The organism is Oceanobacillus sp. CF4.6 (assembly GCF_051262635.1).
GTDB lineage: Bacteria > Bacillota > Bacilli > Bacillales > Amphibacillaceae > Oceanobacillus.
Map to the genome: position 1 here is coordinate 62955 of NZ_JBIMEX010000014.1, position 14971 is coordinate 77925.

The window sequence follows — 14971 nt, forward strand, 5'->3', positions numbered from 1 at the left end:
GATAAGGAATTGCCTTGTGCATATATGTAAAATGTTAGATAATTGAAGAAACCATGTTTAAAAGTCCGTGATCTAAGGAAATATAACGGTGGACTGTATTTATTTTTAAAAAAAGTTATAATGAACACAAGGAATTTTCTAGGAGGAAACAATATGAAGCTATATCAAGTTAGAAAAGGTCAATTTGTCTTTTACCAGAATGAACTTCACAAAGTGTATTCCGTAAAAGCGATGTTTAAAAAATCAATTCACATGTACCGCTTAAAGGATATGAAGCAAGTACTGACACAAGCCTCAGAAATTGAACTCTACAGACCGAAACACAATGATACATTTATTTTTTATGGGAAACGGTATACCATTGACCAATATGCGAAGCCAAATCCAGGAGATTATATACTTATTGTTAAACCTACACCCGATTTTCTTGATCATTATTCTCTAAATGAAATTGAAAAAGTAGAAAGCTCTGAGGACGGAAATGTAATTACAACTCGGGACAACGGTGTGAAGCATAATGAATATGTTGTGCTTGTGGCTGGTAGACAGGATGCAAGTCAGGAAATAGCTTATTATGATAAAAATTTGGTGCCCGAGGAACAACAGCTGCAGGATGAGTCAATCAGTTATTTGGCAGAAAATGATGATGCATTGAAACCAGCTGTGGGAGATATTTATCTAGATGTACAGAATAATACGAAAGCAATGGTTGTTGCAATGACAGAAGATGAGGTTGTCTTTGGTCATGGTGTGCGCGTGCATGTTGCAGAATTGTTGGATGAGAAGAATTACGAACTTGTCTATCAGTTTGAAGCAGATTGATGTTCGTACTATAAATGGAAAACCCGGTTCCTCTAATCTGGACCGGGTTTTCTTTATTTATTTAATTCACTCAGCGCTTTGTATCCAACAACATTGATGGGATCTTTTGAGCTGGAATATACCGGTGAATAACCGAGTTCCAATTCAGGTAGATCTGCCACCGTTAATTTTCCTTTAATAGCGGTAGCAAGTACTGCCATACGTTTGTCGACTCCTTCATATCCAACAACATTAGCACCATACAATAAGCCGGTGTCTTCGTTATAGAATATTTTTATCCAAATTTTCTTTGATCCAGGATAATACGCAGCATGTGAATAGGAGGATAAAACGGTTTGCTTGAATATTCTTCCTTCCTCCTGAAGCGATGTGCTATTATGCCCGGTTGCTGCCACTGTTAAGTCAAAGACCTTTAAGATGGAAGAACCGAGATTGCCGCGGTATGGAACGGTATCTCCATTTAAATGACTGGAAATAATATATGCTTGTCTATGAGCGGGCCATGCAAGTGCCATTCTTTTGGCTGATCCTGTCAGGAAATCCTTGACTTCAACCGCATCCCCCAGGGCATAGATATCCGGATCTGTTGTTTGCATATATTCGTTTACGTCAATTGCACCTGTTTCCCCAAGGTCCAGGGAAGCTTCAGTGGCCAACTTTGTGTTTGGTTTAATTCCTATAGCTAAAATGGTCATGTCGCTATCTATTTTTTTCCCGCTGTTTAATTGTAATGTTTTTCCATCGTTATGGAAGGACTCTAATCCATCATTTAAAATTACTTCGACATCTTTTTCCTCCAAGTGCTCTTGGATGATTGCAGCCATATCTTCATCGACATTTTTAATCAGCTGCGGGGAGCGGTCTATGATTGTACATTTTAATTTTAAGGAATGCAGATTTTCAAGCATTTCCAAACCGATAAATCCAGCCCCTATGATGGTTGTTTTTGTTGGTTTAGCGTTCTTAATAAATGCATTAATTCGATCCATATCCTCGATGGTCCGCAATGTAAATGTGCGGCTATTTTCGATTCCCTCCACGTTGGGAACGATAGGCGCAGCTCCAGGGGATAGAATTAATTTATCATAGGATTCTTCGTTAATGATTCCGTCTACCTTATATTGAATGCTTTTCTTTGAACGATTAATGGATCGTACTTCTGAATTTGTATGGACTTCTACATCGTATTTATGGGTAAACTTTTCGACTGGATATAATAGATTATCTCGTTTTTCCACCGTACCCCCGATATGATAAGGCATACCGCAATTGGCAAAGGAAATATATCCGCATTTATCAAATAACAGGATATCGGAATCTTTATCTGTTCTGCGAATTTGGGCTGCAACGGTCGCACCGCCACCTACACCCCCAACGATAATTATTTTCTGTGTCATTGAATCTCTCCTTTCGGTTCGTTTTCGTCTGAAGCGATACGGGTATTAGTCATTAATAATTAGAGTACCCCTAAAGAGCTGAGAAAAACGATGATTATTGTAACTGGGACTACCCAACGCATTAATTGAAACCATATCTGATACGTGCTGCCAGGCAAATGATGACCGTATGAAAACTCTTGCTTGATAAGTGTTTTGTCCATTTTAAATCCAATAAATAAAGCAATGAACAAACATCCTGCAGGCAGCATAATATTACTTACCAAAAAATCACTGGCATCGAAAACAGTCAAGCCGAAAATTTTAAAGTTAGCAAGCAGGTTGGAAGATAATGCAGCAGGAATTCCTGCGATGAATACGACTGTTCCAGCAATTAAAGAAACCTTCTTGCGAGATCTTCCTTTCTTTTCCGTAAAAGCGGATGTAATTATTTCAAGCATACTGAAGGAAGATGTCAAAACAGCAAAGAGAAACAGCAGTAAAAATAAGCTTAGGAAGACTTCACCGAACGGCATTTGAGCAAATGCTTCAGGAAGTACAATGAACAATAGCCCTGGGCCTTCCGCTGGTTCCAGACCGAAAGCAAATACGACTGGAAAAATAGCGAGTCCGGCAAGGAGGGATACAAAAATATTCATTAATCCTACAGATCCAGCGGCAGCAGGTAAACTGACATCCTTTTTCAGATAAGAACTGTAAGTAACCATAACGGATATCCCTACTGCAAGCGAAAAGAAAGCCTGTCCGAGTGCGTATAATACATTTTCTGCGGTCAACTCGGAGAAATCAGGCTGAAGGAAGAAGCGAATCCCTTCCATTGCCCCTTCAAAGGTAACCGAACGAATAACAATAACAATAAAGAATACAAATAATAATGGCATTAATAGCTTGCTCGATTTTTCTATGCCGTTCTTAATGCCAAATGAGACAACAATCATATTTATAATCACAAATAAAGCTAATCCTAAAATAGTTATCAGAGGGTTTCCTGTAATCGTAGCAAATAACTCCGAATAGTTAGCGTTATCTTGAATAATCATTCCTGGTAAGGATAAGGCACTGTAGATTAAAACCCAGCCACCTACAACACTGTAAAAGGACATAAGTATAAAAGCTCCTACAACACCCCAATGTCCGATAAAAGACCAAGGGGATTTAGGTGCCAGTGATTGATATGCACTGACCGCTTCTTTTTGAGTCCCTCTACCGATGATGAATTCGGCTATTAATAGGGGAAGGCCAATAAGAATCGTAAAAGCAATAAATAAAAGGAAAAATGCACCTCCACCATTCATACCTGTCATATAAGGGAATTTCCAAATGGCACCAAGTCCGATGGCGGCACCTGCAGATGATAATATAAAGCCGAGCTTTGTCGACCATTGATCTTTTTTCTTGTCCATAAGATGTTAAATTCCTTTCATGTTTGAAAAAATTATCTTCCAAGTATATCACATACAAGGTTATCTTTGAATTTAAGACATATGTGCTAATGCTACGAATCGTCTATGGATGTACATCACTTCAGGAATTTCCCACATCATACCACCTCCGCAACGTTTTATCTACTGCGGAATTATTATTGATTTGGTCATTGGCTACGATATAAATCATATATTTATAAGATAATGGCAAATGACATTCAAAGCATACCTTTTCGGGAGGGATAGTTATGGCAACGATATCAATGGAAGTTCAAAAACTTAAAAACTATGTTGATGGAATAGCCAACTAGATCATATTTGTCATTTTTACCTGAATTTTTGAACATTCGCCTTAAGATCGTGATTCGTAGTAAACAGCAGGGAGTGAACGACATGAAAATAGGTGTACTCGGTTCAGGCTTAATGGGGAAAGAGGCAGCACGTGATTTGGCAGCGAGTAAGGATGTGACCACGGTAGGACTTGCAGACATCGATATCAACAGCGCACAAACCGTCTGCAATCAGCTGCAGTCGTCAAAATTAAAGGCGTTTCAAGTAAACGCTGCTGATTCAAAAGAGCTGGCAGCTTATATGAAGCAATTTGATGTCATAATCAATGCATTATTCTATTCATTTAATGAAGTTGTAGCGAAAACCGCAATTGAAGTCGGTGTAAGTTCCATCGATCTTGGTGGTCATATTGGTCATGTAACGGATAAAGTACTTACAATGGACGAAGAGGCAAAAAGGGTGGCAGTTACGCTTATTCCAGACCTAGGAGTAGCACCAGGAATGATTAATATTTTATCGGGATATGGCGCGAGTAAGCTGGATAGTGTGAAATCGATTAAACTTTATGTTGGAGGTATCCCGGTTAACCCAGAGCCGCCAATAGAATATAATCACGTTTTCTCCATGGAAGGAGTTTTTGATCATTATACAGATCCATCTTTGATCATCCGGAATGGTATCAAACAGGAAATCCCGTCGCTCAGTGAAATTGAACAGATTGATTTTGAAAAATTTGGTTCCCTGGAGGCTTTCCATACTTCCGGAGGGACATCTACACTTTCTCTTTCCTATCCAAATGTCGAAACATTGGAGTATAAAACAATTCGCTACCCAGGGCATGCGGCGAAGTTTAAGCTACTCGTGGACTTAAACCTTACAAGGAAAGATTATGAAGTGGCAGTTAACGGAGTGATGATCAGTCCAAGGGAAGTGTTTTTAAAAGTACTCGATCCCATTGCAGAATTAGGGGGAAAAGATGATGCCGTCTTATTAAGGGTAGTGGTGTCAGGTGAAAAAAGTGGAGCGTATGCTTCTTATAAATACGAAATGACAACATATAAAGATCGGAAAACAAATGTAACCGCAATGGCACGAGCAACCGCAAATACAATATCAGTTGTAGCACAAATGATTGGCAATGGGACGATTGCAAAAAAGGGTGTCTATCCACCTGAAAAAATTGTCCCCGGAAAGTTGTATATAGAGGAAATGGGAAAACGTGGAGTAAAAATAATGGAGTCCGAGCATATTGAAAAAAGCAGAGCTGTTTATAAAGGATTAAAAAAACAGTAGGACATTCTTGATAGAGATAAAAATAAATGCAAAATCCCACCTGCTTAAGGTGGGATTTTGCATTTATGAATGAATGGTTACTTTGCCGCTTTTTGTAATTTCCCTATCATTTTAAGAGCACGACCGGTTCCAATTGCCACAGATTCAAGTGGATTTGGAGCCATATGTACCGGGACGCTTATTTCTTCTGCAAGCCATTCCTGCATGCCGTTTAGTAGTGATCCTCCGCCGGTTAAGACAATTCCATTATCCACAATGTCTCCACTTAACTCTGGTGGGCATTCTTCCAAGGTTGAGCGAATGGTTTCCAATATTCTTTCGAGCGATTCCTTAATAGCATGATAGATTTCAGTTGACGTAATTTCAATAGTCTTTGGTAGACCGGTAACCATATCTCGGCCGCGAATATCCATCGTTGTTTCTTTATGATTTGGATGCGCATAACCGACTTCCATTTTAATATTTTCAGCTGTACGCTCACCGATTAGAATATTGTATTTCTTACGGATGTGCTGAATAATTTCCTCATCCATTTTATCCCCTGCAATGCGTACAGAATTACAAGATACAATTCCACCAAATGAAATGATACCTACTTCAGAAGTTCCTCCACCAATATCCACAATCACATTTGCAATTGGCTCATCAACCGGAAGATCTGCTCCGATTGCCGCTGCAACAGGTTCTTCAATGAGATGAACGTGTTTTGCTCCGTAGCTTGTCACAGCATTATGAATGGCGCGTCTTTCAACGGAAGTGCTCCCGGAAGGAGTACAGACAACCACGGTTGGTTTGCGCATGGACATGCCAAGTTTTTTACTGACTTTCTTTAATAATTCTTTCAACATTTGAGCAGTTACATCGTAATCCGCGATTACGCCATCTCTTAATGGACGAATAGGTACGATATGTTTTGGCGTTTTGCCGACCATTTCTTTTGCTTCTAAACCAACAGCCACAACTTGCTTTGTATTAATATCAATAGCAACAACTGAAGGCTCGTTTAAGACGATTCCTTTTGTTTTTGAATAGACAAGAATATTTGCCGTACCCAAGTCAATCCCAATTTCTGCATTTGAAAACATAATATGTTCCTCCATTGATGACAGATTATTTTATAGTACTTTTAATATGAAGTTACAGTTTCAGAAGGCAATGAATATACCTGAACAATACTGAAAATAAGCGTAATAGATTTTCCTCATCTTAAAGAACGTTACTCTTAAAGTTAAAACATTTAGGGGTAGAAAATCAAGTGACAATTTCATTACAAATTATTGCAGTATGTAACATGAATCCGCTTTTAGAAAGGTGTCAATCCTGACTTTCTAGTAATAATTTCCTATTTATTGAACATTTACCATACCTTCCGATTCCAGGAGGTCCTTCATCACTATGAAGAATAAGGATTTAAGATTAATAGGAAATATTGATATATAGAATTCATCGATATGGAAATTCCTCCCACAAATATTACAAAAAACCTATGCTATGATAATTTTGCACAAGAAAACACAACAAAAAAACCAAAAGGAGAGTGCATCTAGATGTTTAAGAAGATAGGAATCGTTACAGCATTGTCTACAGCTTTATTATTTGGTGGAGCTTTTTCATCCGACGCTGAGGCTTCAACAAAACAAAATCAGCAAGTTAATCTTTCATATAAAGTTCTTTATTCTGTGAATGGAGAATGGGGTACTGTTTCAGGAAATGATATGAAAGGTCTACTAGATAAAGTATCTAATAGATTTGATATTAACTGGAACAATATCGATTGGAAATCACTTCAAGTAACAGAGAATAATGAGAACACAGAAGAAAATGTGAAACAACCGGTAGAAGAAGCACCAGTTAAAGAAGAGGCGCCGGTAGAGCAACCAGTAGAAGAGGCACCAGTTAAAGAAGAAGCGCCGGTAGAGCAACCAGTAGAAGAGGCACCAGTTAAAGAAGAAGCGCCGGTAGAGCAACCAGTAGAAGAGGCACCAGTTAAAGAAGAAGCGCCGGTAGAGCAACCAGTAGAAGAGGCACCAGTTAAAGAAGAAGCACCAGCAGAACAACCAGCAACACCTGTACAACAACCAGTTCAGCAAGAAGCACCAGCTGAACAAAAGCAGGAACAGTCACAACAATTAAACCAATTTGAGCAAGAAGTAGTTGAATTAACAAACCAAGAAAGAGCAAAACAAGGTTTGTCAGCATTGCAAATTGACACCGAGTTAAGTAAAGTAGCTCGTGAGAAATCAAATGACATGGCTGTAAATAACTATTTCGACCATAACAGTCCTACGTATGGTTCACCTTTTGATATGATGAATAGCTTCGGTATCACTTATAATACTGCCGGAGAGAACATTGCACAAGGACAACGTACTCCTGCAGAAGTTGTAGAAGCTTGGATGAATAGTGAAGGTCACCGTGCAAATATTTTAAACGGTAACTATACACACATTGGTGTAGGTTATGTAGAACAAGGTAACCACTGGACACAACAATTTATCGGAAAGTAATATTTTAAAAAAGATTGGCATTGGTGATTAAGTAGTTCAGGTAACATGTTGGACTCAACTTCATTAACCACAGAAAAACGCTTGGACTTAAATCCAAGCGTTTTTTTTTGGGTTTGTATGGTCACTCATCGGCATTATGAGTGACCATTTTCTCTTATTACTGCTTAGTTCGGTCATGATAACCGAACTACATAATTGGTGATGCTGGTCCTTTTTTATCAAAATTCCTTGGCTCCTATTTAAGATTGTACGCAAATAATATGGGTAGAATAAAGATATATAGGGTAAAGACATATATACTTTAGTCAAAAATGCATATTGGGAGGTGTCTATGGTGCAAGGAACAGCTAATTTAAATACAGAACTAACAGAAAAATGGTTACAGGAATATGTAGACAGCTGGGTTCAGTTTTTTAAAAAGCAAACGGTGGATGGAGAAGTGGCTACTTACATACCAATTTTGGCGGAAGCAAACGCGGATGCATTGGGGATTTCAATTATTGGGAGAAATGGGACAATCATTAAGTCTGGTATTACAGAGGAAAAGTTCACAATCCAAAGTATTTCAAAAGTCCTGACATTTATAGTAGCATGTATGGAAAGAGGTCTAGCTTATGTACTGAGCCGTGTAGATGTGGAGCCAACCGGTGAAGCATTTAATTCAATCATGCATCTGGAAATGAAGCGGCCGAATAAACCGTTTAATCCACTAGTGAATTCCGGAGCAATCACTGTTTCATCTATGCTTGAGGGCAGAACATCTGATCAGAAGTTGGAGCCACTTTTCGTATTGTTGGAAAAGATGATTGGTTATCGTCCGGAAATAAATGTAAGAGCATATGAATCGGAGCGGGATACTTCCATGAAAAACAGAGCTATTGGCTATTATCTGTTGGAAGGAGACTATTTGGAATCAAATCTTGGTATAACATTGGAAACTTATTTTAAACAAAGTGCCATTGAGATTACGGTGGATGATCTTGCAAGAATTGGCTTAGTTCTATCAAATGATGGTTTCGATCCAAATACAAATGAAGAAATAATACCAAGGGCTATAAGTCGTCTTGCAAAAGCGTTAATGTTGACCTGTGGGATGTATGATGCCTCTGGTAAATTTGCCGCCTATGTTGGTGTGCCGGCAAAAAGCGGTGTATCCGGAGGGATTTTGGCGGTTGTTCCACCAAGGGTTAGGGATGAAGAGTTTCCCTTCCTGGAAGGCTGTGGGATTGGGGTTTATGGCCCCGCACTGGATAATCAGGGAAACAGTATTGGTGGGATTAAATTATTAAGGCATATTGCCAATCAATGGGATTTAAGTTTATTTTAGTGGGGAAGTGATTATATGTGCGGAAGATATACATTGCTGGCTGATGAGCTGGAAATATTGGAGGAATTTGAACTTCAAGAAGGCATTGAATCATTTAATCAAAGTTATAATATAGCGCCAGGCCAAAATGTTCTAGCTATTATTCATGACGGTAATAAGAAAAGGGCAGGCTATCTACGCTGGGGACTTGTTCCATCTTGGGCAAAGGACGAAAAAATAGGGTACAAAATGATAAATTCCAGAAGTGAAACCGCGGATGAAAAGCCGAGCTTTAAAAACCTGATGTCTCGCAAAAGATGTCTCATTATAGCAGACAGTTTTTATGAATGGAAAAAAACAGAACAGGAAAAGCAGCCGAAGAGGATTCAATTGAAAGATCGTAAATTATTTGCATTTGCTGGTCTTTGGGATAAGTGGGAACAGGAAGATCAAACATTATTTACTTGTACAATCCTAACCAAAGAAGCTAATTCATTTATGCAGGATATTCATCACCGCATGCCAATTATTCTTCCAAAGCAAAAGGAAGATGAATGGATACAACCAAATCAGCTACAACCTGAAAAAGCGAAACAATTACTACAGCATATGGATGATGAAGATTTTACTGCATACAATGTAGGAAATCATGTCAATGCAGCTAAAAATAACGACCCTTTATGTATAGATCCAATTGCATAATAATTAAAAAAGGGGATACCCTGATAACTCCCAGGATATCCCCTTTTGCTCTTATGCTGATTTAGCTTTAGTCTTAGCTATCTTTTCCTGTTCTTTTTCTTCTTTAGCAACCTTCATAAATTTCTTCGTTTCATAGACAACGACACCTGATAGACCTAATAGACCAATCAAGTTAGGGATTGCCATTAATGCGTTCATAATATCTGCCATCAGCCAAACGACATCAATTAATTCGATAGCACCGTAGAATACAACTAAGACAAATGCAATACGATAAATAGAAATAGCCTTTCTACTTTTGAATAAGTAATTGAAACATTTTTCTCCATAATAGGACCAGCCCACAAGTGTAGAGAAAGCAAAGAACACGATTGCAATGGTCACTAAGTATCCACCAGCATCACCCAAAAATGCTGAGAAAGATGCACTTGTTAATGGAGCTCCATCTAAACCACCAGAATACATATCTGCCATAACGATCGTAATACCTGTAATGGAACAAACGATAATGGTGTCAAATAAAACCTGTGTCATGGAAACAAGACCTTGACGACCTGGATAGTCTGTTTTTGCTGCAGCTGCTGCAATTGGAGCGGAACCCAAACCAGCTTCATTCGAGAAGACCCCACGTGCTACCCCGTATCTGATTACAGTTCCTAATATACCACCACCTACAGCGCTACCTGTAAATGCATCTGTAAAAATTAAGCCAACAGCGGCAGGGATAAGATCAAAATTCATTACCATAATAATTAAACCGCCAACAATATAAAATAATGCCATGATAGGAACGAAAAATGCAGTGACTTTACCAATACTTTTAATTCCGCCAAGAATAACTAAACCAGTTAAAATGGTAAGAACGATACCTGTTATCCACGTAGGGACATTAAAGGAAGTTTCCAATGCATCTGAAACGGAATTGGATTGAACCATATTCCCAATACCAAATGCGGCAATAGAACCGAAAATAGCAAATGAAACACCTAGCCATTTTGCCTTGAGACCTCTTTCAAGGTAATACATTGGTCCCCCGGACATCTCCCCTTTATCGTTTTCAACACGGTATTTAACAGCTAAAACAGCTTCCGCGTATTTAGTTGCCATTCCAAACAACGCCGTGATCCACATCCAGAAAACTGCCCCCGGACCACCGATTACAACCGCGGTTGCTACCCCAACTATGTTACCGGTTCCTATGGTAGCAGCCATCGCTGTGGTCAGTGCCTGATAATGGCTAATATCACCTTTAGACTTTTTATCTTGTCTCTTCGGGCTGAATGCTAATTTTAAAGCGTAAGGTAATGCTTTAATTTGCAAAAATCCCAATCTGAAGGTTAAATATAAACCTGTTCCAACAATTAATATTAATGTTGGTGGGCCCCAGACAAAACCACTAATCTCATTTAGTATGTCTATCATTTTTCATCCCCCTTTTATGTAAATATACTAGTTAATATTTAGAAAATTGTCAATAGTAAACGTTTTGTTTAACTTTGAAATTTGCGGATTTGCGATTAAAATAGGATACATATTTTGCTTATCGCATAGAAAGATGCTTATAATATATTTAGAAGCAGGAAGGGTGTTAAAATAATGGTACGTGTATTATTTGTCTGTTTAGGTAATATTTGTCGCTCCCCAATGGCGGAAGCAATATTTCGGGACCTGGTGAATAAGGAGAACTTATCTCACCAAATTGAAGTGGATTCTGGTGGAACAGGTAACTGGCATGTTGGTAAACAACCGCATGAAGGTACGAGGACATTACTGGAAAGAGAAAAAATATCCTTTGAAGGAATGCTAGGAAGACAAGTAGCTGAAGATGATTGGGATGATTTTGATTATATTATTGCAATGGATGATCAAAATCTAGAGGACTTGGGCAATATACGTAAAGTAAACGATTCTACCGTAGTTCGAAGGTTAATGGATTTTGTTGAAGATCCTGCTGAAGCTAATGTTCCGGATCCTTATTATACAGGGAACTTTGAATATACGTATCAGTTAGTATCAGCAGGGTGTTCTCACTTACTTCGTTATTTAAAGGAAAAACATCAATTTAATTAAAGGAGAGAATCAGGATGGGAAAACGCAAATTATTATTAAGTATTACAATTGGGGCAGCTGTAGGGGGAGTGACAGCGCTTTTTGACAGAGATACGAGAGATTACGCAAAAGAAAAGCTAACTTCAGCAAGGACAAATTCTACTTATTTTATGAATCATCCATCGGAAGCCATTCATAATCTGAAAGAAACGTTTGATCAATTTAACCAAACGTTTGCCAACGGAGCAGCAAATGCGATTAATGCTTTGGAACAAGTAGAAACAACATTGGACAAAGTGACGAATAAAAGTGAAGGTAAAGAAATAGATTAAAATAAAGATGTTCAAAGTAACTTTTCATGGGGAGCGGTGAATGTGAAAGATCTATTAAGCCTTGGCAAGCGGTTCTATCAACGCGTAGAAGAAGTAGATGTGTTCGGTCTGGCCGCTCAGTTGGCATATTTTTTTCTTTTATCTTTGTTCCCCTTTTTATTGTTTTTATTTAGCTTTATAGGCTATTTGCCAATCGATGTCCACGTCATTCTCGATACCATTGATTCTTTTGCACCTTCGCAAGTAATGGACCTCATTAACACCAATGTGGAACAAATGATGAACGAACAGAATGGTGGTTTGCTTTCCATCGGGATAATTGGTACACTCTGGGCTGCATCAAATGGCGTAAATGCCATTACCAGAGCTTTTAATCGTTCATACAGAATTGAAAGAAATCGCTCTTTTTTTATCGATAGGCTGATTGCGATAATAATGACCATTGCTATGGTAATTGTGATTATAGTCGCATTGCTGTTACCGGTTTTCGGAAGAATGATTGGTATATACATCTTCTCCATTTTTGGCTTGTCAGCGGGGTTTCTTGACGTATGGGAAACGCTCAGGTGGGTAGTTTCTTCAGCAATATTTTTTATCGTTCTTTTTTTTCTATATAAACTTGCTCCACATAAAAAGATTTACTTTAAAAATATCGTCTGGGGTACATTGTTTGCTACAGTCTCCTGGCAGATGGTTTCATGGGGATTCTCCTTCTACGTAAATCATATTGGTAATTATTCTGCGACTTATGGCAGTCTTGGAACGGTGATTGTTCTGATGATCTGGTTTTATTTGTTTGGTATCATCGTCATTACTGGCGGGGTAATCAATGCATTTATAAGAGAACATCGTTTATTAAAATAGCTGCCCAGTGGAGGACAGCTATTTTAATAAACGTAAACCATTCAATATGACAAGAATTGTACTTCCTTCATGTCCAATCACTCCAAGAGGGAGGTCTATTAACTGGAAGTAGTTACTGATAATCAATACCGTGATCACACTTAGTGAGAATACAATATTTTGTTTGATAACCCGATTCATCCGACTTGATAAATGAATGGAATTCGTTATCTTGGATAAATCATTTTTCATAAGGACAACATCTGCAGTCTCGAGGGCGATATCAGTTCCTTCTCCCATCGCGATACCGACGTTGGCACTGGCCAATGCAGGTGCATCATTAATCCCGTCTCCAACCATTGCTATTTTCCCGTACTTTTCCCGGAATTTTTTCACGTGTTCCACTTTGTCCTCTGGAAGGCAATTCGCAATATAATGATCGATGCCTGCCTCTTCAGCAACTGCTTTAGCAGTTAACTCATTATCACCGGTAAGCATAATCGTTGTAATCCCATTGTTTTTTAATTTTGTAATTGCTTTCTTTGTTGTTTGTCGTACCGTATCTTTCAAAGCAAAAACCGCAACAATTTCTTCATCTGCTTTGGCAAACGTCACTGTTTTACCTTCGGATGCGAGTTCAGCCAGTGCACCATTTTGAAAATCTTCTGCAGCTTCTTTTCCTACAAAATCAGCTTTACCGATTTTCCATTTCTTATGAAACGCCTCAGCCGAAACACCTTCTCCACTACTATTTTTCATGTTTAGCACTTCTACATGATTTAAGTTTCCGGCATTTTCCTCACAATAGGCAGTAATTGCCTTTGCTAGTGGGTGGATGGATTCACTTTCAATTGCGCCAATGGCAGACAAAATCTGTGTTTGATCATAGTCTGATGTAAAAAGTGCGTCGGTAACAATCGGTTTTCCATTTGTCAATGTACCCGTTTTGTCCAGTGTGATTGCTTTAATCTCACTTAAATTTTCAATATGCATGCCGCCCTTAAAGAGTACTCCTTTTTTGGCTGCATTGGATATGGCTGATAATGTAGCTGGAGATATCGATGCAACAAGTGCACAGGGAGAGGCTACGACAAGCAATACCATTGCACGATAAATGCTATCCGATAACGACCAACCAAATGCAAAATAAGGAAGAAACATCATAATCGCTACTACAATTAACACGATATATACATAAGAGCTTTCAAATTTCTCAATGAATAATTGGGAAGGTGACTTTTCTTCCTGTGCTGACTGTACTAATTGTATTATTTTTTGAAACAGTGTCTCATTTGGCTTTGTTGTAATTTTTACAGTAAGTGTGCCGTCAAGTGCGACAGTCCCTGAAAATACTTCATTGCTCTTTAACTTATTGACTGGCATGGATTCACCTGTAATGGTACTTTCATCGACGGATGATGATCCCTTTACAATCATACCATCGGCTGGAATACGCTCTCCTGCACGGATAAGTATCAGGTCATCCAGTTTTAATTCTGATACTGGAACAACCGTTTCATTCCCACCCCTAATTCGTAATGCTTCCTCTGGCTGAAGGTCCATTAATGAAGAGATAGCTTTATTGCTTTTATTCATCGAATAAGTCTCTAAGGCACCTGAAAGGGCAAAGATAAAAATAAGAATGGCTCCTTCTGTCCAGTATCCGATTGCAACAGATCCGATTGCCGCAAAAATCATTAGTATTTCGACATTCAGTTTCTTTGTGCGGATTGTTTCTGTAATCCCCTCTTTTGCTTTTGCGTAACCACCTATAGCGAAAGCGATAAGATGAAGCGTCACCCATAATGTATCCGATAAATAATCACCCATTGTCCAGGTTATTAAAATGAGAATTCCACTAATTAATGCAGCAATTAATTCAATATGTTCTTTCATTCGACCGATTCCAATTTTAGTAGAAACAGTACGTTCATTAGCAGTTCCTGAATGTATTGCATTTTCTTTGATATCCATTATCAATTACCTCCTTTAAATGAGAATAATA

13 protein-coding genes are annotated in these 14971 nt (G+C 38.5%); 8 read left to right on the top strand and 5 right to left on the bottom strand.

Annotated elements, in window-relative coordinates:
- Nucleotides 1-153: 153 nt before the first annotated feature.
- A complete protein-coding gene (locus ACHABU_RS17665; protein WP_435766285.1) occupies nucleotides 154-822 on the top strand; it encodes a hypothetical protein in 669 nt (222 codons plus the stop codon).
- Nucleotides 823-875: 53 nt separating this feature from the next.
- On the opposite strand, the gene ACHABU_RS17670 is transcribed toward ACHABU_RS17665, so the two are convergent.
- Both ACHABU_RS17670 and ACHABU_RS17675 read right to left on the bottom strand, forming a co-directional pair.
- On the bottom strand, nucleotides 876-2219 hold the full coding sequence (locus ACHABU_RS17670) for a CoA-disulfide reductase (protein WP_435766286.1): 1344 nt from the start codon (nucleotides 2217-2219) through the stop codon (nucleotides 876-878).
- Nucleotides 2220-2278: 59 nt separating this feature from the next.
- Nucleotides 2279-3622: a sodium-dependent transporter gene (locus ACHABU_RS17675; protein WP_435766287.1), complete on the bottom strand. Its 1344-nt coding sequence runs from the start codon at nucleotides 3620-3622 to the stop codon at nucleotides 2279-2281.
- A 384-nt stretch (nucleotides 3623-4006) separates the two neighbouring features.
- On the opposite strand from ACHABU_RS17675, the gene ACHABU_RS17680 reads away from it, so the two are divergent.
- A complete protein-coding gene (locus tag ACHABU_RS17680) occupies nucleotides 4007-5227 on the top strand; it encodes a saccharopine dehydrogenase family protein (protein ID WP_435766330.1) in 1221 nt (406 codons plus the stop codon).
- Between the two features lie 77 nt (nucleotides 5228-5304).
- Here ACHABU_RS17680 and mreBH read toward each other — a convergent pair whose 3' ends face one another.
- Nucleotides 5305-6312, bottom strand: a complete 1008-nt coding sequence (mreBH, locus tag ACHABU_RS17685) for a rod-share determining protein MreBH (protein ID WP_435766288.1) — start codon at nucleotides 6310-6312, stop codon at nucleotides 5305-5307.
- 462 nt (nucleotides 6313-6774) lie between these two features.
- Here mreBH and ACHABU_RS17690 point away from each other — a divergent pair, with 462 nt between their 5' ends.
- The 3 genes from ACHABU_RS17690 to ACHABU_RS17700 all read left to right on the top strand — a co-directional run bounded on the left by ACHABU_RS17690 (nucleotide 6775) and on the right by ACHABU_RS17700 (nucleotide 9742).
- Nucleotides 6775-7734, top strand: coding sequence for a CAP domain-containing protein (locus ACHABU_RS17690; protein WP_435766289.1), 960 nt, complete (start codon nucleotides 6775-6777; stop codon nucleotides 7732-7734).
- 331 nt (nucleotides 7735-8065) lie between these two features.
- The gene (locus ACHABU_RS17695) at nucleotides 8066-9061 is read left to right on the top strand and encodes a glutaminase (protein WP_435766290.1); all 996 of its coding nucleotides are present in this window, start codon (nucleotides 8066-8068) and stop codon (nucleotides 9059-9061) included.
- 15 nt (nucleotides 9062-9076) lie between these two features.
- Nucleotides 9077-9742: an SOS response-associated peptidase gene (locus ACHABU_RS17700; protein WP_435766291.1), complete on the top strand. Its 666-nt coding sequence runs from the start codon at nucleotides 9077-9079 to the stop codon at nucleotides 9740-9742.
- A gap of 51 nt (nucleotides 9743-9793) precedes the next feature.
- Here the strand turns inward: ACHABU_RS17700 and ACHABU_RS17705 are convergent, their stop codons facing one another.
- Complete coding sequence (locus tag ACHABU_RS17705) at nucleotides 9794-11164, bottom strand: alanine/glycine:cation symporter family protein (protein WP_435766292.1); 1371 nt, start codon at nucleotides 11162-11164, stop codon at nucleotides 9794-9796.
- A 174-nt stretch (nucleotides 11165-11338) separates the two neighbouring features.
- Here ACHABU_RS17705 and ACHABU_RS17710 point away from each other — a divergent pair, with 174 nt between their 5' ends.
- Genes ACHABU_RS17710 through ACHABU_RS17720 form a run of 3 tightly spaced genes read left to right on the top strand, consistent with a single transcriptional unit; the run spans nucleotide 11339 to nucleotide 12987 of the window.
- Nucleotides 11339-11812, top strand: a complete 474-nt coding sequence (locus ACHABU_RS17710) for a low molecular weight protein-tyrosine-phosphatase (RefSeq protein ID WP_435766293.1) — start codon at nucleotides 11339-11341, stop codon at nucleotides 11810-11812.
- Nucleotides 11813-11826: 14 nt separating this feature from the next.
- The gene (locus ACHABU_RS17715; protein ID WP_435766294.1) at nucleotides 11827-12123 is read left to right on the top strand and encodes a YtxH domain-containing protein; all 297 of its coding nucleotides are present in this window, start codon (nucleotides 11827-11829) and stop codon (nucleotides 12121-12123) included.
- A 42-nt stretch (nucleotides 12124-12165) separates the two neighbouring features.
- Nucleotides 12166-12987 (top strand): YihY/virulence factor BrkB family protein, encoded by an 822-nt coding sequence (locus ACHABU_RS17720; RefSeq protein ID WP_435766295.1) that lies wholly within the window; start codon nucleotides 12166-12168, stop codon nucleotides 12985-12987.
- 18 nt (nucleotides 12988-13005) lie between these two features.
- On the opposite strand, the gene ACHABU_RS17725 is transcribed toward ACHABU_RS17720, so the two are convergent.
- Entirely contained in the window at nucleotides 13006-14940 is a 1935-nt protein-coding gene (locus ACHABU_RS17725; RefSeq protein WP_435766296.1) for a heavy metal translocating P-type ATPase, read from the bottom strand.
- Nucleotides 14941-14971 lie beyond the last annotated feature (31 nt).